The organism is Roseateles sp. 22389 (assembly GCF_052044995.1).
GTDB lineage: Bacteria > Pseudomonadota > Gammaproteobacteria > Burkholderiales > Burkholderiaceae_C > Roseateles.
Genome location: NZ_JBQEOF010000005.1, coordinates 311,040 through 331,925, shown reverse-complemented (window position 1 = coordinate 331,925; position 20,886 = coordinate 311,040). Strand labels below are relative to the sequence as shown.

The window sequence follows — 20,886 nt, the reverse complement described above, 5'->3', positions numbered from 1 at the left end:
GGTGTCATTGTCAGAATTGTTTGGTTTGGCTATTGCGGATCGGCGGTTGCTGCTTCTCCCCTTGACCAGCAGTGTGGTCATGATGAGCACGACCCGCCAGCTGTAAACCCTGTCAGGGGCGTGAATGCGTCACGTGGCCTATGCGGTCGCGGTGGGCGCGTGGCGGAACCCCGACGAGCCCGGCGCCCCCCCGCGACAGCCACCCGAAGAGGCCCACAAGGCCGGCCGATGGGCCGGAGCGATCAATGCTGCAAGGCGGTTATCAATCAGTCCTGGAAGCGCGCTCACGCGAAGAGTTCCGCAGTGAGGTGATCCGCTTCGCGCAAAAACTGGATTTCCAGACGGTTTCGGCGATCACGGTGGTGGACCACACGCTGGCCGACACCGAGTTCATCACCATCGACAACTGCCCCGCCGGTTACGCGGAGGTGATGCACGCGCCCGAATTCGGCCGCCGCGATCCGGTCATGCAGCACTGCAAGCGCAACAGCATGCCCATCGTGTGGGACCGCCAGACCTACGCCCGCCATGGCGCGAGCGACATCTGGGAATCGCAGGCGCAATTCGGCTACAGCACCGGCATCTGCCTGGCGCTGCACCTGCCCGAAGGGCGGCACTTCGTGCTCGGCGTCGATCGCGACCAGCCGCTGCCCAGCGATTCGGGCCAGCTCACGCGCATGGTCGCGGACCTGCAGCTGTTCGCGGTGCACGCGGTCGACACCGCGCTGCGCGTGCTGCTGCCGGAGGAGAAGGTCACCGAATCGCCGCGGCTCACGCCGCGCGAGCTCGAGTGCCTGCATTGGACGATGGAAGGCAAGACCGCCTGGGAAGTCGGCGCCATCCTCAGCATCACCGAACGCACGGCGGTGCTGCACATCAACAATGCGATGCACAAGTTGGGCTGCTCCAACAAGCATCAGGCGGTGCTGAAGGCGCTCCGGCTGGGCCTGATTCGCTGATGCTGCCCGCGGCGGCACCTTGTAAACACTGTAAGAGCTGACAGTTATGCGTCAGGCGGCGCGCTGCTTCAATGCGTCCCGTGCTCACCACTTTTCCGGGCACGTCACCGAATCTGGAGCCTCTTATGCAAGCCCAACCGCAAAACGTCGCTGTCACCACGCAAGTCGAAGAAGGTCTGGTCGAGTTGGACCTGCAGGCCCTGGTTCACGTCGGCGGCGGCGCCCCGAAGGGCACCTGGCTGGTCGGCAGCGATGCCACGGTGGCCACGACCGCGTCGGCGGACGTGGAACCCGCGCCCAAGGGCACCTGGTGAGCCCTCGCGGCTCACGCGCGATCCGTCAGGTTCGCAACCAGGCGTAGCAAATCGTGGTGGCGCTCTTCCGCGCCGAAGCCCAGGCCTCGCAGCAGCAGGCCTGGCTGGGATCGGTGCAGCTGCATCGGCCCGCCACCTTGCGCTGGTTGAGCCTTCTGGCGCTGGGGGGTGTCGTCGCGGTCGGCGCCTTCCTGTTCAGTACCGAATACACCCGCAAGGCCCGCGTCAACGGCCTGCTGGTGCCCGAGCGCGGCGTGATGCGGCTGAGCGTGCCGCAGAGCGCCACCGTCGTGGCACGGCCCGTCCAGGATGGGCAGCAGGTGCGTGAGGGCGACGTGCTGTTCGTGTTGTCCCTCGACAGCGCGAATCCGACGGGCGACAGCCTGTCGCGGACCTTGAAGGACCGCGAGCAATCGCTGGGTGCCGCGCAGGCGCAGCAGCGGGAACTCGCGCAGAGCCAGGCGGCCTCGCTGAAGGCGCGGATCGCCACGCTCGAATCCACGCTGCGGCAGGCCGATGCCGAGCTGCAGCTGCATGCCCAGCGCGAGGCGCTGGCGCAGCAGAGTCTGGGACGGCTGGAATCGCTGGCGAAGGACCAGTTCGTATCGAGCGCCCAGGTCCAGACCAAGCGGGAGGAGTTGCTTGGCTTGCAGGCCCAACGGCAGGCACTTTCGCGTGAGCGCGAAAACCTGCAGCGGGAGGCGTTGGGCTTGCAAGCTGAGCTTCAGGCGATTCCCTTGAAGGCACAGGTCCAGCAAGGGGAACTCGCGCGCGACATCGCCGCGCTGCAGGCGCAGGGCGTCGAGAACGAGGCGCGCCGCCGGCTCGTGCTGCGCGCCCCCAGCGACGGCCAGATGAGCACCGTGCTGGCCGAGCCGGGCCAGGTCGTGCAGGCCGGCACGCAACTCGCCGCCCTGCTCCCCGCCCGCACGCCGCTGCAGGCGCATCTCTACGCCCCGTCCAGCGCCGTCGGCTTCCTGCGCCCGCACCAGGCGGTGCTGCTGCGCTACCAGGCCTTCCCGTACCAGAAATTCGGCCAGCAGGCCGGCGAGGTCCTGCAGGTCGCGCGCACCCCGCTGCAGGCCGCGGAGCTCGCCCAGCTCGGCCTGCCTGCCGCGATGGCGCAAGGCGAGCCGATGTACCGCATCACCGTGCAGCTGCAGCGCCAGTCGGTCGAGGCCTACGGGCAGGACCAGACGCTCAGCCCCGGTATGCTGCTCGAGGCCGACGTGCTGCTCGAGCGGCGCCGCCTGATTGAATGGATCTTCGAACCGCTGCTGAGCCTCGCCCGCCGTGTCTGACGTCCCCGCTTCCGGCGCCCCGCCAGGCGCTCCGCCGCCGGGCGCCGCGCCCACCGGCTTCCTGGCGAAGCTGAACCTCGGCTGGCGCCGCCGCCGTCCCGTCATCCTGCAGACCGAGGCCGCCGAGTGCGGCCTCGCCTGCCTGGCCATGGTCGCCGCGGCGCACGGCCAGCGCTGGGCGCTGGGCGAGCTGCGGGACCGCTTCGCCGTCTCGCTCAAGGGCCTGACGATGGCGGACCTGGTCCGCATGGGCGCGCAGCTCGGCCTCACCGCCCGCGCGCTGCGCGCCGAGCCGCAGACGCTGCACAAGCTCCAGACCCCCTGCATCCTGCACTGGGACTTCAACCACTTCGTCGTGCTGGACCGCGTCGACGGCGACCGCGCGGTCGTGCTCGATCCCGCGCACGGCGAGCGCCGGCTGCCGCTGGCCGAGGTCTCCAAGCACTTCACCGGCGTCGCGCTCGAATTGCGGCCCGGCATGGACTTCGCCCGCAAGGCCCCCGCACCGGCGCCCCAATGGCGGCAGCTGCTCGGCCACGTCAGCGGGCTCAAGCGCTCCATCGCGCAGGTGCTGGCGCTCGCGCTCGGACTCGAGCTGCTGGGCCTGCTCGCGCCTTTCCTGCTGCAATGGACCGTCGACGGCGTCATCGTCAGCGCCGACCGCGACCTGCTCGTCACGCTGGGCATCGGCTTCGCGCTGCTCGTGCTGCTGCAGGTCGGCATGGGCCTGCTGCGCTCGTGGGCGGTGATGATCCTGTCGGCCTCGCTCAACCTGCAATGGCTCTCCAACGTCTTCTCGCACCTCCTGCGGCTGCCGCTGGCCTGGTTCGAGAAACGCCATCTCGGCGACATCTGGTCGCGCTTCTCCAGCGTCCAGGAGATCCAGAAGACGCTGACTGGCAGCTTCATCGAGGCCGTGCTGGACGGCCTCATGGTCCTGCTCACGCTGGCGATGATGGTGCTCTACAGCGGCCGCCTCACGGCGGTCGCGCTCACCGCGGTGGCCGGCTACGCGCTGCTGCGCTGGGCCTGCTTCCGGCCGCTGCGCGACGCCCAGGAAGAAGCGCTGACCCACGAGGCGCGCCAGAACAGCCACTTCCTCGAATCGCTGCGCGGCGCGCAGGCGATCAAGCTCTTCAACGCGCAGGCCGATCGCGGCGCGCGTTTCGCCAACCTGGTCGTCGAGCAGATGAATGCCTCGCTCACCGGCCGCAAGCTCGAGCTCGGCATGACGCAGGGCAACAAGCTGCTGTTCGGGCTCGAGCGTGTCGCCATCGTCGGGCTGGGCGCGATGCTCGTGCTGGACAAGGAACTCTCGGTCGGCATGTTGTTCGCCTTCCTGGCCTACAAGGACCAGTTCAGCCAACGCATCGCCGGCCTCATCGACAAGGTCGTCGCGCTCAAGATGCTGCGCCTGCAGGGCGAGCGCCTGGCCGACATCGTCCTCACCGCGCCCGAGGCGGACCTGGACGCGCCCGGCCGCGCGGTGCCGCGCGAGGCGCCGCTGGAGCTCGACGGCCTGCGCTTCCGTTACGCCGACGGCGAGCCGGAGGTCATTGCCGGCTGCTCACTGCGCATCGAGCCTGGCGAATCGGTCGCCATCGTCGGCCCGTCGGGCTGCGGCAAGACCACGCTGATGAAGCTCATGCTGGGCATCCACGCGCCGCAGCACGGCGAGATCCGCATCGGTGGCGTCGCCCTCGCCCAGCTGGGCACCAATGCCTGGCGCGAGCGCATCGGCACCGTCATGCAGGACGACCAGCTCTTCGCCGGCAGCATCGCGGACAACATCAGCTTCTTCGACCTCAACGTCGATCCTGACTGGGTCCGCGAATGCGCGCGACTGGCCTGCGTCCTGGAGGACATCGAGGCCATGCCGATGCGTTTCCAGACGCTGATCGGCGACATGGGCTCGAGCCTGTCCGGCGGCCAGCGCCAGCGCATCCTGCTGGCCCGGGNAAGCGACGAGCGCGCTCGACGTCGAGCGCGAGCGCCTCGTCAACGCCAGCCTGCGCCAGCTCTCGCTGACGCGCATCGTCATCGCGCACCGCCCCGAGACCATCGCCGCCGCCCAACGCGTCGTCAGCCTGCAGGGTGGCCGCGTCGTGCAGGACCTGCGCTCGGTCCAGCACCGCTGACCCAACCGACACCCCTCCCCGCCACCGCCCCGACGCCCTCACGCCGTCAGCCAATGCCACGCGCACGCGGCGTCAGCGAGCGACTGTGGGGCCGGAATGATGCGGGGGGTTCCCGGACGGGACGCCCCCCGCGTCGTGGAGAGCCCGCGCTTGGCCAACCGGAGTCACTCTCCGGAGGGCACCCCTCTTGGGGCCCACCGGGGCCTCCTCAATCGGGCTTGATCTTCGCCCTCGCCACCACCTGCTTCCACCGCTGCTGTTCCTGCGCGATGAATGCCGCGAACTGCGCCGGCGTATTGCCGATCGGTTCCGCCGCATCGTGGCTGAGGCGCTCCTTCGCAGAAACCGATCGGATGGCCTTCGCCGATTCCACGGCGAGTTTGTCCGTGTTTGCCGCCGCGAGATTGGCCGGCGCGCACAGCCCGTACCACTGGGTCATCTCGAAGCCTGGGTAGCCTTGCTCGGCGACGGTTGGCACGTCGGGCAATTGGGGCAGGCGTTCCTTCGACCCGGTGGCCAGGCAGCGCAGTTTGCCGGCCTTGATGAATTGAAGAATGGCCGGCGCGCCGACCGACGCGGCCTCGAGCCGTCCCGCCAGCAGGTCGGTCAATTGCGGGCCGGTGCCGCGGTACGGGACGTGGAGGATGAACAGGTCGGCGACCATTTTGAGGTACTCCATCGCCAGGTGCCCCGCGCTCCCGTTGCCGGCCGAGCCGTAGCTGAATTTGCCAGGGTTCTTGCGCACCAGCGCGACCCATTCCTTGAGATTTTTCGCCGGCACGTCGGGATGGACGACATAGAGGCTGGGCACCTTGGCCAGCAGCGTGATCGGCTTGAAGTCGCGGTTGGGGTCGTAGGGCAGTTTGTCGTAGATGTACGGGTTCACCGCCAGCGTCCCGATGTGGCCGAGGATCAGCGTGTGCTGGTCCTCCGCGCGCGCCACCTCCACCATCGCGATGTTGCCGCCGCCGCCGGGTTTGTTGTCGACGTAGACCGCCTGGCCCAGCGTCTTGCTCAGTTCGGCGGCGGTGGCGCGGGCCACGATCTCGCTGCTGCCGCCGGGCGCGAACGGCACGACCAGCCGCACGTTGCGCGACGGCCAGGTGGATTGCGCGAAGGCGGGAGCGCTTGCGCCGAGGGTCGCGCCCGTGGCGCCGAGCGCGGCGGATTGCAAGAGGAAGCGGCGGCGGTCCTCGTTGGTGGGGGTCATGGGATGTCTCCGGTCGGTTCTTCTGGAGAGGGTGACTCTACGAAGGTGCACTTTCAAGGCGCTGTCGATCCGTCGGCGTCCCTGGAGGGCGGGGCGTCGACGCTCAAGACTCAGGCCGCGGGCGGCGCGGTCTGCTCCTCCATCCAGCCGAGCCACCGCATCGCCTGCTCCCGGGAGTCGCCGCACATGTCCTCCGACGGCGGCAGCGATCCGCAGACCGCGGGCCGTTCCGGACGGCCGAAGATCCGGCAGCGCAACTCGTCGTCGAGCTGGATGCAGCGCACGCCAGCCGGCTTGCCGTCGGGCATGCCGGGGATCGGGCTGCTGATCGACGGAGCGATGCAGCAGGCGGCGCAGTGGGGACGGCAGTTCATGACGGCGGGATTGTCGCCGCACGCCCTTCGCGGACGCCAACAAGGTCCGCCCGCCATCTCCCTGAGGCAGTGACTTATCCACAGCCCCGCGTAAAATCGCGCCCTTCCCTCATCTGAACGCCAGCCGGCTGTCCATCGCCTGGATTCGCGCCTTCCGCGCGCCGCGATGGCCTCGATCGACCGATCGCCGATTCCGCTGGACGCCTTGCCATGCTTTATCCGAAAGAGTTCGACGTGATCGTGGTCGGTGGCGGCCATGCCGGCACCGAAGCCGCACTGGCGGCGGCCCGCATGGGCGTCAGCACGCTGCTGCTGACCCACAACATCGAGACGCTGGGCCAGATGAGTTGCAACCCGTCGATCGGCGGCATCGGCAAGGGCCATCTGGTCAAGGAAGTCGACGCGCTGGGCGGCGCGATGGCCGAGGCCACCGACGAGGGTGGCATCCAGTTCCGCATCCTCAACGGCTCCAAGGGCCCGGCGGTCCGCGCCACCCGCGCGCAGGCGGACCGCATCCTCTACAAGGCCGCCATCCGGCGCCGGCTGGAGAACCAGCCCAATTTGATGCTGTTCCAGCAGGCCGTCGACGACCTGATGGTCGAGGGGGACCGCGTCGTCGGTGCCGTCACCCAGTCGGGCCTGCGCTTCCGCGCCCGGGCGGTCGTGCTGACCGCCGGCACCTTCCTCGACGGCCGGATCCACATCGGCCTGGACAACTACGCCGCCGGTCGCGCCGGCGACCCGCCGGCCGTGTCGCTGTCCGGCCGGCTCAAGGAACTGAAGCTGCCGCAAGGTCGTTTGAAAACCGGCACCCCGCCGCGCCTGGACGGCCGCACCATCGATTTCTCCAAGTGCGCCGAACAGCCCGGCGACCTGGACCCGGTGCCGGTGTTCAGCTTCATGGGCAGCGCCGCGCAGCATCCGCAGCAGTTGCCCTGCTGGATCACCCACACCAATGCCCGCACCCACGAGATCATCCGCTCCGGCTTCGACCGCAGTCCGATGTTCACCGGCGTGATCGAGGGCGTTGGTCCGCGCTACTGCCCGTCCATCGAGGACAAGATCAATCGCTTCGCCGACAAGGACTCGCACCAGATTTTCCTGGAGCCCGAAGGCCTGACGACGCACGAGTTCTATCCGAACGGGATCTCGACCTCCCTGCCCTTCGACATCCAGCTGGCGGCCGTCCAATCCATCCCCGGACTCGAAAACGCGCACATCCTGCGACCGGGCTATGCGATCGAGTACGACTACTTCGACCCGCGCGAGTTGAAGTCCAGTTTCGAGACGCGGGCCATCGGTGGCCTGTTCTTCGCCGGCCAGATCAACGGCACCACCGGCTACGAGGAAGCGGCCGCTCAGGGGTTGTTCGCCGGCCTGAACGCGGCGCTGCAGGTTCAAGGCAGGGACGCCTGGCTGCCCAGCCGCGACCAGGCCTATCTCGGCGTGCTGGTCGATGACCTGATCACCAAGGGCGTCACCGAGCCCTACCGGATGTTCACGAGTCGCGCCGAGTTCCGGCTCCAGCTCCGCGAGGACAACGCCGACATGCGTCTGACAGAAGCGGGGCGCCAGCTGGGCCTGGTGGACGACGCCCGTTGGGATGCCTTCAACCGCAAGCGGGATGCTGTTTCACGTGAAACAGAGAAGCTGAAGTCGACCTGGGTCCATCCGAACATCCTTCCGGCCGCCGATGCGGAACGTCTGGTCGGCAAGCCGCTCGAGCACGAATACAACCTGATCGACCTGCTTCGCCGTCCTGGCGTCACCTTCAACACCATCGCTGAAGTGGCTGCGATTGCACGTCCGGAAGCCGGGGTGTCGCGCGCGGCACTTGCCGCGTCACTGGGCACAGACCTGAGCGATGCGGTGGTCGAGCAGATCGAGATCAGCGTCAAGTACGCCGGCTACATCAGCAAGCAGCAGGAAGACGTCGCCCGCGCGTCCAACTACGAGCACCTGAAGCTGCCCGAAGACCTGGACTACGGCTTGGTCACCGCCCTCTCCTTCGAGGCCAGACAAAAGCTGAACAAGCATCGTCCCGAAACCCTGGGCCAAGCTTCGCGCATCTCGGGCATCACACCGGCGGCGATTTCGCTGCTGCTGATTCACCTGCGCAAAGGCCGCTTCAAGGGATTCACCGACCAGGATGCAGCCGCCGAATCGGCCGCCGCCTGAGTCACCCCCTTCCACGCCCCAATCCCGAATCGACCGACCACGCCGTTGATGACTGACCTCGACCTGCGCTCCCGACTTGCCGCCGCCGCCCAGACTTTGGCGCTCGGTCTGAACGACCAGCAACTGGATCAGCTGATCGCCTATCTGCAGCTGCTGTCGAAGTGGAACAAGGTCTACAACCTGACGGCCGTCCGGGATCCCGAGGCCATGCTCACCCAGCATCTGGTCGACAGCCTCAGCCTGATCCCTCCCCTGCGTCGCCATGCTGCCGGCCAGCCGCTTCGCCTGATGGACGTCGGCAGCGGTGGCGGCTTGCCTGGCGTGGTGATCGCGATCTGCGATCCGAGCATTGATGTGACCTGCGTCGACACCGTCGGCAAGAAGGCATTTTTCATCGCGCAGGTCGCGGCGGAAATCGGCCTGCCCAACCTGCATGCGGAGCACTCCCGCGTGGAGCAGCTGAAGACGGCACCGTTCGACGTCATCACCTCGCGGGCTTTCGCCTCGTTGGCGGATTTCACCGAGTGGACCCGCATGCACCTGAAGCCTGGCGCCGTGTGGGCGGCCATGAAGGGTCAGCAGCCGACCGAGGAGCTCGCCGAACTCCGCGAGCGCGCTCCGGACCTGAACGTGTTTCACGTGGAACAGCTGACCGTGCCCGGGCTTGACGCCCAGCGCTGCCTGCTCTGGATTCGCCCGATTGGGGCGGAAGCGACATCCGCCGCCTGAGGTCGCCCTCTCCCGGCGACTCTGCGTCGCCGACCCTCGCGCCAGCGGTTAAGCTGCGCCCTCTCCCGAGTTCGTTCTCCCAGCATTCATGGCCAAGATCTTTTGCGTTGCGAACCAAAAAGGTGGCGTCGGCAAGACGACCACCACCGTGAATCTGGCCGCCGGCCTGGCCAAGGTCGGCCAGCGCGTGCTGGTGGTCGACCTGGATCCGCAGGGCAACGCGACGATGGGGTCGGGCATCGACAAGCGCGCCCTGGCCCTCACCGTCTACGACGTGCTGCTCGAATCGGCCACCATCGCCGAAGCCCGGCAGCGCAGTGAGAAGGCTGGCTATGACGTGCTGGGCGCCAACCGGGAACTGGCGGGCGCTGAGGTGGAGCTGGTCGAATTGGAACGCCGCGAGCAGCGCCTGAAGACCGCGCTGGCCGCCGCCGCGCAGGATTACGACTTCGTCCTGATCGACTGCCCGCCCTCGTTGTCCATGCTGACGCTCAATGGCCTGTGCTCGGCCCACGGTGTGGTCGTGCCGATGCAGTGCGAGTACTTCGCGCTGGAAGGCCTGACCGACCTGGTCAATACGATCAAGCAGATCCACGCCAACCTGAACCCGGATCTGCAGATCATCGGCCTGCTGCGCGTGATGTTTGATCCGCGCATCACCCTGCAGCAACAGGTGAGCGAGCAGCTGAAGGCGCACTTCGGCGAGAAGGTCTTCGACACCGTCATCCCCCGCAACGTCCGTCTTGCCGAAGCGCCCAGCTACGGTCTGCCCGGCGTGGTCTTCGATGGCGGATCCAAGGGTGCCCACGCCTTCATCGACTTCGCCAAGGAAATGGTGAAGCGCGTCGGCGGCATGCGCTGAGCGCGTCCCATCGATGTCGCCGGAACTGGACGCCCTCGCCCGCCGCGCCGAACTGGCCGGCCTCAACGCGGCGTCGGCGCCACGTGAAGCCCAGGTGGAGGGGTGGCTGCTGCGGTTGTCGCCAGGCAAGGCCAAGCGGTCTCGCTGCGTAAACCCGCTTGCGGGAGGATCGCTTCCCCTGGAAGAGCTGTTGCGCCGTTGCCGGGTCAGCTTCGAGCAGGCCGGGTTGCCGCTGATCCTGCGCCTCACCCCGTTCAGCCAGCCGGACGACCTCGACGGCCGCCTCGCCGCGATGCATTGGCATCGCTTTGACCCGGCCGATGTGATGGTGCTGCCGTCCCTGGACGGCTTCGACGAGCCCGGTCCGTCGGACTCGCTGACGCCGCTTTCCGCCGCCGACTACGCCGCGCTGATCGGTGCGCTGCGCCGCTCCAGCGTCGAGGAGATCACCGGCCATGCGCGGCGCCTCGAAGAAGCCAGCGTGCGTCACCAGGCCTTCAAGCTGGAACGCGATGGCGGGCTGCTCGCCTGCGGCCAGGTGGCCATCGATCCCGGGCCGGCTGGCACCTCGGTGGGCGGCATGGCGGGACTCTTCGACATCTTCACGCCCGAGGACCAGCGCGGTCGCGGGCACGGCCATCGGCTCTGTGCCGCGCTCCTGGCCCAGGCGCGCCTGCAGGGCGCCACGACGGCCTATCTCCAGGTCGGCGCCGAGAACGACGCCGCGCAACGCCTCTATGCCCGCCTTGGCTTCCTGCAGGCCTACCGCTACCACTACCGCAGCGACGATCCCCGCGCTTGGGCCTGAGCGCCCTCGTCTCGCGGCGGCGAGGCTCAGTCGCGCGCTTGCCAGACCTTCAGCAAGGTGTGCCGGGTGAAGCCCGGCACGAAGTCGTGGACGTGGCTAATGCAGGCGTAGCCGAGGTGCTCGTAGAGCTCGGCGACCTCGTCCAGCAAGGTTTCGATCAGCGCATCGACGCAGCCGCGCTGCAGGCCCAGCGCCTCGAGCTGGCGCAGGCAGTCGCCGCCCAAGCCTTGGCCGCGGTGATCGGCCTCGACCCACAGGTAGCTGATGTAGAGCCGCTGGAACTCCGTGCGGCCGAAGCCGCCGGCGATCAGCACGTCGCCGTCGTAGAGCGCCACCGCGATGTCGCGGGCGTCGCTGCCCTGGGTCTGCTGGCGTCCGTGGGTGATGACGCCGTCGCGGATGGCGTCCAGGTCAGCCTGCGGAACGGCGCCATCCCGGCGCCATTCGCGGCTGGCGATCCGCGTCGGATCCGCCATCAGATGCTGTTGAGATCCGGACCGGTCAGGCCCAGCGATTCGTCGACGCCCAGGTGCACGTTCATGCTCTGCACCGCGGCGCCGCTGGCGCCCTTGCCCAGGTTGTCCAGGCGCGCCATGACGAGGATCTGCTGCTCGCTACCGAAGACGAAAAGGTCGACGTTGTTGGTGTCGTTGCAGGCCTGCACGTCGAAGAAGCCACCCGCCAGCGTGTCCGGGTCGCGCAACGGTTTCACGTGGACGAAGCGTTCGCCCTCGTAATGCGCAGCCAGCGCGTCGCGGACCTGCTGCGGCGTCGCACCGGCGCGCAGCTGGCTCAGGTGCAGCGGCACGGTGACGGCCAGGCCCTTGTAGAAGTTGGAGACGATCGGCATGAACACCGGCGCCTGCTTCAGGCCGGTGTGGGCCATCATCTCCGGCAGGTGCTTGTGGGCCAGGCCCAGCGCGTAAGGACGCGGCGCCGTCAGCTTCGGCTGACCGCCGGCCTCGTACTCCGCGATCATCGACTTGCCGCCGCCGGAGTAACCGGTGATGGAGGTCGCGGTCACCAGCGCGTCGGGCGACAGCAGGCCGGCATCGACCAGCGGGCGCACCGCCAGGATGAAGGCGCTCGCGTGGCAGCCGGGGTTGGCGATGCGCTTGGATTCGCGGATCGCGGCGCGCTGGCCCTTGGCCAGTTCCGGCAGGCCAAAGGCCCAGCCCGGCGCGGTGCGGTGCGCGGTGCTGGCGTCGATCAGGCAGGTCTTGGGATTGGTCACCATCGCCGCCGCCTCGCGCGAGGCCGCGTCCGGCAGGCAAAGGAAGGCGACGTCGGCGGCGTTCAGCAGCCGGGCGCGCTCGGCGGGATCCTTGCGCTTGTCGGCGTCGATGCGAAGCACCTCGATGTCGGCGCGCTGCGCCAGATATTCATTGATGCGCAGGCCGGTCGTGCCTTCCTGCCCGTCGACATACACCGCGTACTTCATCGCCGCTCCTGCAAAATCCGCTGCCGCCGGGGCCCTTCCCCGATGGCGCCAAAGAAAGCGCGAAGCATAAGGCCAACAGATGTCACAGCACGCCATTCCCTCGAATGACCTCGACGATCCCCTTTTGGCGGGTCCGGTCTACCTGCTTCCGGGTTGGTTGAATTCCGATCCCGATCATTGGCAGAGCGAGTGGCAACGCCGCCATGGCGACACGCGTGTCGAACAGGACGACTGGGAATGGCCTCGCCGCGGCGACTGGATGGCGCGCCTGGACGAGGTGCTCCAGCAGGATGCGCGCCTGGTCGAACGGCCCGCGCTGCTGGTCGCCCACAGCCTGGGCTGCCAGCTGGTGGCGGCCTGGGCCGACCACTCCAGCCACACGCACCTGGTGGCCGGCGCGCTGCTGGTCGCGCCGCCCGACACCGAGCGCGAGGACACCCCGCCCCAGTTGCACAACTGGCGACCCATCCGCCGCCCTCGCCTGCCGTTCCCGGCGATCGTGGTCGCCTCCACCGACGACCCCTTCTGCCGCCCCGAGCGCGCCGCCGGCATGGCCGCGGACTGGGGTGCCGAATTCGTCCTGGCCGGCCCGCTCGGCCACGTGAACGCGGCGTCCGGACTCGGCGCCTGGCCCGAAGGGCGGGCGATGCTGCAGCGCCTCGCCCGCTGAAGCACCCGGTCGGCCGCGAGTCTCCCCCGCAAGGCGGTCGGCGGGGGCCGTCGGAAGAGCGAAGGAATCACGGAGAATCGCGCCCCATGGCGACAAAGAAACCCAAGGGCCTGGGCATGGGTCTGGAGGCCCTGCTGGGCCCCAAAGTGAGCGACGCACCGGCGGTGCGCGAAGGCGAACCCGGCGTGCTGCCGCTGGCGCAGATGCAGGCCGGCAAGTACCAGCCGCGCACGCGCATGGACGAGGGCTCGCTGTACGAGCTGGCCGAGAGCATCAAGGCGCAAGGGATCATGCAACCGATCCTGGTGCGCCCGATCGCGCCCCAGGGCGCGGTCCGCTACGAGATCATCGCTGGCGAACGGCGCTTCCGCGCCGCCAGGCTGGCCGGGCTGGCCGAGGTGCCGGTGCTGGTCAAGCCGGTGCCGGACGAGGCCGCCGCAGCGATGGCGCTGATCGAGAACATCCAGCGCGAGGACCTCAACGCGCTGGAAGAGGCGCAGGGCCTGAAGCGGCTGGTCGACGAGTTCGGCCTGACCCATGACCAGGCCGCGCAGGCGGTGGGCCGCTCGCGCAGCGCGGCGTCCAACCTGCTGCGCCTGCTCAACCTGGCCGAGCCGGTCCAGAACATGCTGATGGCCGGCGACATCGACATGGGCCATGCCCGCGCGCTGCTGGCGCTCGACGGGGCCCACCAGATCACCAGCGCGACCGAGATCGCCGCCAAGAAGCTCAGCGTGCGCGAGGCCGAGAAGCTGGTCCAGCGCCAGCAGGGCGCGGGCCGCCAGGCTCCGTTGCTGCGCGTGAAGTCGGACAAGAGCCGCGACGTGCTGCGGCTCGAGGAAGAGCTGTCGGACCTGCTGACGGCGCAGGTCGAGATCCGCGTCCGCAAGAAGACCAAACGCGGCGAACAGGGCGAGGTGGCGATCAGCTTCGGCTCGCTCGACGAATTGAACGGCTTGCTGCAAAAGCTGCGTCCGCCAGGCGCGGAGGAGTGAGCGCGGACGGGCCGCGCTGCGCGCCGGCCCGCCGACTAATCCATGAGGATGGCACGCGGGATGCGTGCTGTCTTCTTCGTACTTCCCACAGGTGCCCCACACACGGGGGGCCGTCAACGGCAGTGCTTCACAGACGTTGCACGAGGGAGTACAACGGGGTCACGTCTTGCTATCGCGCATCGCTCTCGATGGGCGTAGCATGGCCTCCAAAGCCGCGCCGCCCTTGAGGTTGTCGATCGCGATCCGCGACAGGGCGAAGGACTTTGGGCCAGCATGGGCTGGCCGTTTGCTGAATGCTTGCTGAGCTCGGAAAGCTCTGATGACGCCTTGAGTCATGGACGTCGCCAGAACTTCCTGGACGATGCGAGGTCCGTGGTCACACCTGGACGCGCGTCGCCTCCCTACGAACTACTCCGGAGGTCAGCATGGATGTGATCAGCCATTTCGCGGCTCGTTATGAACGCAGCAAGGTCGAGGAACTCACGCTGGAGGAGTACCTGGACGAGTGCAAGCGCAACCCCCTTGCCTACGCCACCGCGGCCGAGCGCATGCTCAAGGCGATCGGCGAGCCCCAGATGCTGGACACGCGCAACGACCCGCGGCTGTCCCGCATCTTCCAGAACAAGGTCATCAAGATCTATCCCGCCTTCGCCGAGTTCTTCGGCATGGAGGACGCGATCGAGCAGGTCGTCAGCTACTTCCGCCATGCCGCGCAGGGGCTGGAGGAAAAGAAGCAGATCCTGTATCTGCTCGGCCCGGTGGGCGGTGGCAAGAGCTCGATCGCCGAGCGCCTGAAGCAGCTCATGGAGCACGTGCCCTTCTACGCGCTGAAGGACAGCCCGGTGAACGAAAGCCCGCTCGGGCTGTTCGACCCGGTCGAGGACGGCCCGCTGCTCGAGCGCGAATACGGCATCCCGCGTCGCTACCTCAATCGCATCCTGAGCCCCTGGGCGGTCAAGCGCCTGGACGAATACGGCGGCGACATCCGCAAGTTCAAGGTCATCAAGCGGCTGCCCAGCGTGCTCAAGCAGGTCGGCGTGGCCAAGACCGAGCCCGGTGACGAGAACAACCAGGACATCAGCTCGCTGGTCGGCAAGGTCGACATCCGCAAGCTCGAGACCTACGCGCAGGACGACCCCGATGCCTACAGCTATTCCGGCGGCCTGTGCCTGGCCAACCAGGGGCTGCTGGAGTTCGTCGAGATGTTCAAGGCGCCGATCAAGGTGCTGCACCCGCTGCTGACGGCGACCCAGGAAGGCAACTTCAAGGGCACCGAGGGCTTCGGCGCCATTCCCTTCGACGGCATCGTGCTCGCCCACAGCAACGAGAGCGAATGGAAGAGCTTCCGCAACAACAAGAACAACGAGGCCTTCCTCGACCGCATCTACATCGTCAAGGTGCCCTACTGCCTGCGCGTCAGCGAGGAAGTGAAGATCTACGAGAAGCTGATCCGCAACTCCTCGCTGGCCGAGGCCAAGTGCGCCCCCGGCACGCTGAAGATGATGGCGCAGTTCGCGGTGCTCACGCGGCTGAAGGATCCGGAGAACTCCAGCGCCTTCAGCAAGATGCAGATCTATGACGGCGAGAACCTGAAGGACACCGACCCCAAGGCCAAGTCCATCCAGGAGTACCGCGACTACGCCGGCGTCGACGAAGGCATGGCCGGCATCTCCACGCGCTTCGCGTACAAGATCCTGTCGAAGGTCTTCAACTTCGACTCGACCGAGGTGGCGGCCAATCCGGTCCACCTGATGTACGTGCTGGAGCAGCAGATCGAGCGCGAGCAGTTCCCTCAGGAAGCCGAACAGAAATTCGTCGGCTTCATCAAGGAGGTGCTTGCGCCGAGGTATGCCGAGTTCATCGGCAAGGAGATCCAGACCGCCTACCTCGAGAGCTACAGCGAGTACGGCCAGAACATCTTCGACCGCTACGTCACCTACGCCGACTACTGGATCCAGGACCAGGAGTACCGCGACACCGACACCGGCGAGGTGTTCGACCGCTCCGCGCTGAACGCGGAACTCGAGAAGATCGAGAAGCCCGCGGGCATCAGCAATCCCAAGGACTTCCGCAACGAGATCGTGAACTTCGTGCTGCGGGCCCGGGCCAACAACGCCGGCAAGAACCCGACGTGGACCAGCTACGAGAAGCTGCGCACGGTGATCGAGAAGAAGATGTTCTCCAACACCGAAGAGCTGCTGCCGGTGATCAGCTTCAATGCCAAGGCCAGCGCGGACGAGGCCAAGAAGCATGAGAACTTCGTGCAGCGCATGGTCGACAAGGGCTACACGCCCAAGCAGGTCCGGCTGCTGTGCGAGTGGTACCTGCGCGTGCGGAAGTCGAGCTGAGCCGAACGGACGCCACCGGAAAGGTCCCTACATGACAGGCCTTCAACAGATCATCGATCGGCGGCTGTCGGGCAAGAACAAGTCGATCGGGAATCGGGAGCGCTTCCTGCGCCGCTACAAGGACCAGATCCGCGAGGCGGTGCGGCGGGCGGTCGACAAGCGCGGCATCCGGGACATGGAGCGCGGCGAGGACGTGCACATCCCCAAGCGCGACCTGAGCGAGCCGGTCTTCAGCCACGGCGAGGGCGGCATCCGCGAGGTGGTGCGGCCCGGCAACACCGAGCACATCAAGGGCGACCGCATCGGCAAGCCGCAGGGCGGCCAGGGCGGTGGCGGCGGGTCGCAGGCGAGCGACTCCGGCGAGGGCGAGGACGACTTCGTCTTCCACCTCAGCAAGGAAGAGTTCATGCAGGTCTTCTTCGAGGACCTGGCGCTGCCCAACCTGGCGCGCACCACGCTCGCCGAGACGCCCGAGTACAAGACCGTGCGTGCCGGCTACGTCACCGACGGCACGCCGACCAACCTGCATGTGGTGCGCTCGATGCGCGGGGCGCTGGGGCGCCGCATCGCGCTGGGCATGGAGAAGCGGCGCGAGCTGCATGAGCTCGAAGCCCGGCTGCAGACGCTCACCCAGGAAGAGGACGCGCGCAAGCCCGAGGTCCAGGCGCTGATCGCGGAGACCGAGGCCCGCATCGTGCTGCTGCGCCAGCGCCTGTCCAACATCCCCTTCCTGGATCCGATCGACCTGCGCTTCCGCAACCGCATCAAGGTGCCGCAGCCGACCACGCGCGCGGTGATGTTCTGCCTGATGGACGTGTCGGGCTCGATGGACGAGAGCCGTAAGGACCTGGCCAAGCGCTTCTTCATCCTGCTCTACCTGTTCCTGACGCGGCATTACGAGAAGATCGAGGTCGTCTTCATCCGCCACCACACGCAGGCGCAGGAAGTCGACGAGCAGAACTTCTTCCACGCCACGGAGACGGGCGGCACGGTGGTGTCCTCGGCGCTGGTCCTGATGGAAGAGATCATCCGGGCGCGATACCCCTCCGGCGACTGGAACATCTACGGCGCGCAGGCCAGCGACGGCGACAACTGGCATCACGACAGCGGCCGCTGCCGCGAACTGCTGGCCGACAAGATCCTGCCGCTTTGCCGCTACTACGCCTACGTGCAGGTGGCGGAAGCCGAGCAGAACCTGTGGGAGGAGTACGCGAAGCTCGAGGAGGACGTGCCTCACTTCGCGATGCGCAAGGCGGTCGAGGTCGCGCAGATCTACCCGGTCTTCCGCGACCTGTTCAAGAAGGAAGGGGCAGCCGCGTGAGCGCGGCGCCGGAGGACAGCACCATGAGCAGTCTCGAGAACCGTCGCCAAGTGGGCGTGGGCGTGGGCGCCAACGAATACGGCGGCCGCCGCGTGCGCGCGCCGCTGACGAAGATGCGGCCCCTGGAGAAGCGGCCCGACCGGCCGCTCGAGTCGCCCAGCGACTGGACCTTCGACCTAATCGAGCAGTACCACGAGGTGATCCGCCAGACCGCGGAGCGCTACGGCCTGGACACCTACCCGAACCAGCTGGAGGTCATCACCGCCGAGCAGATGATGGACGCCTACGCGTCGGTCGGCATGCCGGTGAACTACCGGCACTGGAGCTACGGCAAGGAGTTCATCTCGACCGAGCGCCACTACAAGCGCGGCCAGATGGGCCTGGCCTACGAGATCGTCATCAACTCCGACCCGTGCATCGCCTACCTGATGGAGGAGAACACGATGGCGATGCAGGCGCTCGTGATCGCGCATGCCTGCTACGGCCACAACAGCTTCTTCAAGAACAACTACCTGTTCCGGATGTGGACCGATGCGTCGTCGATCATCGACTACCTGGTCTACGCGAAGAACTATGTCGCCGACTGCGAGCAACGCCACGGGCTCGATGCGGTGGAGTCGACGCTGGATTCCTGCCATGCGCTGATGAACCACGGCGTGGACCGCTACCGCCGCCCGGCCAAGCTGTCGCTGGCGCAGGAGCAGGCGATGCGCAAGGACCGCGAGTCCTATGCCCAGCAGCAGGTCAACGACATGTGGCGCACCCTGCCGCGCCGGCCCGAGGACGAGGCCAAGGCGGAAGAGAAGCGGCGCTTCCCCGACGAGCCGCAGGAGAACCTGCTGTACTTCATCGAGAAGAATGCGCCGCTGCTGGAGCCCTGGCAGCGGGAGATCGTCCGCATCGTCCGCAAGATCGCGCAGTACTTCTACCCGCAGCGACAGACGCAGGTGATGAACGAGGGCTGGGCCACCTTCTGGCATCACAAGCTGCTGAACACGATGTACGACGACGGTTATCTGTCGGACGGGATGATGATCGAGTGGCTCAAGTCCCACACCAACGTGGTGGCCCAGCCGCCGATGGCGCAGCTCAATCCGTATGCGCTGGGCTTCGCGATGTACACCGACATCAAGCGCATCTGCGAGCACCCCACCGATGAAGACCGCGAGTGGTTTCCGGCGATCGCCGGCAGCGACTGGCTGCCGACGCTGGATCACGCGATGCGCAACTTCAAGGACGAGAGCTTCATCGCGCAGTACCTGAGCCCGAAGATGATGCGCGACTTCCGGTTGTTCTCGATCCTGGACGACGAGCACCAGGCGGAGTACGAGATCTCCGCGATCCACGACGAGCAGGGTTACCAGCACGTGCGCCAGACCCTGTCCCGGCAATACGACCTGTCCACGCGGGAGCCCAACATCCAGGTCTGGAACGTGAACCTCAGAGGCGACCGCTCATTGACCCTGCGCCATCAGCAGCACCTGGACCGCCCGCTGCACGACGACGCCCAGGAGGTGCTCAAGCATGTGGCGCGCCTGTGGGGCTTCGGCGTCCACCTGGAGAGCGTCAACGCACGCGGCGATGTCACGCGCCGCTGGAGCGTGCCGGCACCGCAGCATTGATCAAGCGAAGACCTTCCCCGGATTCATGATGTCGTTCGGATCGAGCGCCCGCTTGAGCGCTCGCATCTGATCGACCGCGCCCTCCCCGGCCTCCTGGAGCAGGAAGCCCTGCTTGTGCAGGCCGATGCCGTGCTCGCCGGTGCAGGTGCCTTCGAGCGCGATCGCGCGCGCCACCATCCGCGCGCTCAGCGCCTCGGCGCTTGCGCGTTCGGCCGGAATGGCGGGATCGATCAGGTAGCCCATATGGAAATTGCCGTCGCCGACGTGGCCGACGATGAAGTAGGGCAGCCCGCTCGCTTCGACTTCCTCCACCGACGCATTGATCGACTCCGCCAGGCGCGAGATCGGCACGCAGGTGTCGGTCGTCACCGCGCGGCAGCCGGGTTTCATCTGCAGCGCGGACAGGTAGGCGTGATGCCGGGCCGTCCACAAGCGCGTGCGCTCCTCCGGCGTGGTCGCCCACTCGAAGCCGGTGCCGCCGTGCTCGGCGGCGATCTCCTGCACAGTGGCCGCCTGCTCCGCCACGCCAGCGTCGGAGCCGTGGAACTCCATCAGCAGCATCGGCGCCTCGCGCAGCGTGAGCTTGTCATGGCGGTTGACCGCCCGCACCGCATGAGCATCAAGCAGCTCGCAACGCGCGATCGGTACGCCCATCTGGATGACCGCGATCGTGGTCCGGACCGCGGCATCGATCGACTCGAACGAGCAGACCGCCGCCGACACCGCCTCCGGCAGCGGGTACAGCCGCAGCGTGATCTCGCAGATCGCGCCCAGCGTGCCCTCGCTGCCGACGTACAGGCGCGTGAGGTCGTAACCGGCGCTGCTCTTGCGCGCGCGGGAGCCGGTGCGGATCAGTCGCCCGTCCGGCGTCGCGACCGTCAGCCCGAGCACGTTCTCCTTCATCGTGCCGTAGCGCACTGCATTCGTGCCGCTGGCCCGCGTGGCCGACATGCCGCCGATCGATGCATCCGCGCCGGGGTCGATCGGGAAGAACAACCCCTGGTGCCGGATCTCGGCATTGAGCTGATTGCGCGTGACGCCGGCCTGCACGGTCACCGTCAGGTCCTCGGCGTTGACGCTGAGGATGCGCTTCATCCGCGACAGGTCCAAGCTCACGCCGCCCTGCACCGCCAGGAGGTGGCCTTCGAGCGAGGTTCCGGCGCCGTAGGGGATCACCGGCACGCGATGCGCGTTGGCCAGGGCCAGCACCGCGGCGACCTCGTCGTTGCTTTCGGCGAAGACGACCGCCTCCGGCGGCGGCACGTCGAAAGGCGATTCGTCGCGACCATGCTGTTCGCGCAGGGCCATCGCGGTGCTGCAGCGGTCGCCGAAGCGCGCCTTCAGCGCCTCCAGCATCGCCGCCGGCATCGCGCGCGGGGCGTAGACCGGCTGGTGCGGCGCGCCGGGGTCTCCCTGGCCGTCGTCACCGAGTTCTCGAGGCGCGTTCATCGTGGTCTCCTGGTGCCGCCGTTCCCGGATCGGCAGCACCGATCGGCCGGCGGGTCATCGCTCGTCGATGCGATGGATTCTAGGAAGACGCGTCGCTGCATTCACTTGCATCGTCCCGCTTGCGCCGCGACCCGCACAGTGACAGCATGAACGGATCGCGCGCCTGG

Annotated in this window: 17 protein-coding genes and 1 pseudogene; 13 read left to right on the top strand and 5 right to left on the bottom strand. The window is 67.5% G+C overall.

The window, feature by feature from the left end:
• Window positions 1–245 precede the first annotated feature (245 nt).
• The 4 genes and pseudogenes from ACTJKJ_RS09920 to ACTJKJ_RS09905 form a co-directional block, all read left to right on the top strand.
• On the top strand, window positions 246–959 hold the full coding sequence (locus tag ACTJKJ_RS09920; protein WP_091729594.1) for a helix-turn-helix transcriptional regulator: 714 nt from the start codon (window positions 246–248) through the stop codon (window positions 957–959).
• A gap of 125 nt (window positions 960–1,084) precedes the next feature.
• Window positions 1,085–1,273: a hypothetical protein gene (locus ACTJKJ_RS09915; protein ID WP_297389197.1), complete on the top strand. Its 189-nt coding sequence runs from the start codon at window positions 1,085–1,087 to the stop codon at window positions 1,271–1,273.
• A 56-nt stretch (window positions 1,274–1,329) separates the two neighbouring features.
• Entirely contained in the window at window positions 1,330–2,574 is a 1,245-nt protein-coding gene (locus tag ACTJKJ_RS09910) for an HlyD family secretion protein (protein WP_183493285.1), read from the top strand.
• A 148-nt stretch (window positions 2,575–2,722) separates the two neighbouring features.
• A pseudogene (locus ACTJKJ_RS09905) lies at window positions 2,723–4,480 on the top strand (peptidase domain-containing ABC transporter); the annotation flags it as partial.
• Between the two features lie 440 nt (window positions 4,481–4,920).
• On the opposite strand, the gene ACTJKJ_RS09900 reads toward ACTJKJ_RS09905, so the two are convergent.
• Window positions 4,921–5,922, bottom strand: a complete 1,002-nt coding sequence (locus tag ACTJKJ_RS09900) for a Bug family tripartite tricarboxylate transporter substrate binding protein (RefSeq protein ID WP_297389187.1) — start codon at window positions 5,920–5,922, stop codon at window positions 4,921–4,923.
• 110 nt (window positions 5,923–6,032) lie between these two features.
• Window positions 6,033–6,296, bottom strand: a complete 264-nt coding sequence (locus ACTJKJ_RS09895; protein WP_440820316.1) for a YkgJ family cysteine cluster protein — start codon at window positions 6,294–6,296, stop codon at window positions 6,033–6,035.
• A gap of 210 nt (window positions 6,297–6,506) precedes the next feature.
• Here ACTJKJ_RS09895 and mnmG point away from each other — a divergent pair, with 210 nt between their 5' ends.
• From mnmG to ACTJKJ_RS09875, 4 genes are all read left to right on the top strand, one after another.
• Complete coding sequence (gene mnmG, locus ACTJKJ_RS09890) at window positions 6,507–8,474, top strand: tRNA uridine-5-carboxymethylaminomethyl(34) synthesis enzyme MnmG (protein ID WP_440820315.1); 1,968 nt, start codon at window positions 6,507–6,509, stop codon at window positions 8,472–8,474.
• A gap of 48 nt (window positions 8,475–8,522) precedes the next feature.
• The gene (rsmG, locus tag ACTJKJ_RS09885) at window positions 8,523–9,203 is read left to right on the top strand and encodes a 16S rRNA (guanine(527)-N(7))-methyltransferase RsmG (protein ID WP_440820314.1); all 681 of its coding nucleotides are present in this window, start codon (window positions 8,523–8,525) and stop codon (window positions 9,201–9,203) included.
• A gap of 88 nt (window positions 9,204–9,291) precedes the next feature.
• On the top strand, window positions 9,292–10,065 hold the full coding sequence (locus tag ACTJKJ_RS09880) for a ParA family protein (RefSeq protein ID WP_091729619.1): 774 nt from the start codon (window positions 9,292–9,294) through the stop codon (window positions 10,063–10,065).
• Window positions 10,066–10,078: 13 nt separating this feature from the next.
• Window positions 10,079–10,873 (top strand): GNAT family N-acetyltransferase, encoded by a 795-nt coding sequence (locus ACTJKJ_RS09875; protein WP_440820313.1) that lies wholly within the window; start codon window positions 10,079–10,081, stop codon window positions 10,871–10,873.
• Window positions 10,874–10,899: 26 nt separating this feature from the next.
• Here ACTJKJ_RS09875 and ACTJKJ_RS09870 read toward each other — a convergent pair whose 3' ends face one another.
• Together ACTJKJ_RS09870 and argC are read right to left on the bottom strand one after the other, a co-directional pair.
• Window positions 10,900–11,349, bottom strand: coding sequence for a GNAT family N-acetyltransferase (locus ACTJKJ_RS09870; protein WP_440820312.1), 450 nt, complete (start codon window positions 11,347–11,349; stop codon window positions 10,900–10,902).
• The gene (gene argC, locus ACTJKJ_RS09865) at window positions 11,349–12,314 is read right to left on the bottom strand and encodes an N-acetyl-gamma-glutamyl-phosphate reductase (RefSeq protein ID WP_440820311.1); all 966 of its coding nucleotides are present in this window, start codon (window positions 12,312–12,314) and stop codon (window positions 11,349–11,351) included. The genes ACTJKJ_RS09870 and argC overlap by 1 nt, the downstream gene beginning before the upstream one ends.
• A 79-nt stretch (window positions 12,315–12,393) precedes the next feature.
• Here argC and ACTJKJ_RS09860 point away from each other — a divergent pair, with 79 nt between their 5' ends.
• From ACTJKJ_RS09860 to ACTJKJ_RS09840, 5 genes are all read left to right on the top strand, one after another.
• Window positions 12,394–12,984: an RBBP9/YdeN family alpha/beta hydrolase gene (locus ACTJKJ_RS09860; protein ID WP_440820310.1), complete on the top strand. Its 591-nt coding sequence runs from the start codon at window positions 12,394–12,396 to the stop codon at window positions 12,982–12,984.
• A gap of 86 nt (window positions 12,985–13,070) precedes the next feature.
• Window positions 13,071–13,979 carry a ParB/RepB/Spo0J family partition protein gene (locus tag ACTJKJ_RS09855; RefSeq protein WP_091729640.1) on the top strand — a complete coding sequence of 303 codons (909 nt, stop codon included), beginning with the start codon at window positions 13,071–13,073 and terminating at the stop codon, window positions 13,977–13,979.
• A 425-nt stretch (window positions 13,980–14,404) separates the two neighbouring features.
• Entirely contained in the window at window positions 14,405–16,327 is a 1,923-nt protein-coding gene (locus ACTJKJ_RS09850) for a PrkA family serine protein kinase (protein WP_091729643.1), read from the top strand.
• Between the two features lie 31 nt (window positions 16,328–16,358).
• Window positions 16,359–17,648 carry a YeaH/YhbH family protein gene (locus ACTJKJ_RS09845; protein WP_091729645.1) on the top strand — a complete coding sequence of 430 codons (1,290 nt, stop codon included), beginning with the start codon at window positions 16,359–16,361 and terminating at the stop codon, window positions 17,646–17,648.
• A 113-nt stretch (window positions 17,649–17,761) separates the two neighbouring features.
• Window positions 17,762–19,270 (top strand): SpoVR family protein, encoded by a 1,509-nt coding sequence (locus ACTJKJ_RS09840; protein ID WP_254783525.1) that lies wholly within the window; start codon window positions 17,762–17,764, stop codon window positions 19,268–19,270.
• On the opposite strand, the gene ACTJKJ_RS09835 is transcribed toward ACTJKJ_RS09840, so the two are convergent.
• Window positions 19,271–20,638 carry an FAD-binding oxidoreductase gene (locus tag ACTJKJ_RS09835; protein ID WP_440820345.1) on the bottom strand — a complete coding sequence of 456 codons (1,368 nt, stop codon included), beginning with the start codon at window positions 20,636–20,638 and terminating at the stop codon, window positions 19,271–19,273.
• Window positions 20,639–20,886 lie beyond the last annotated feature (248 nt).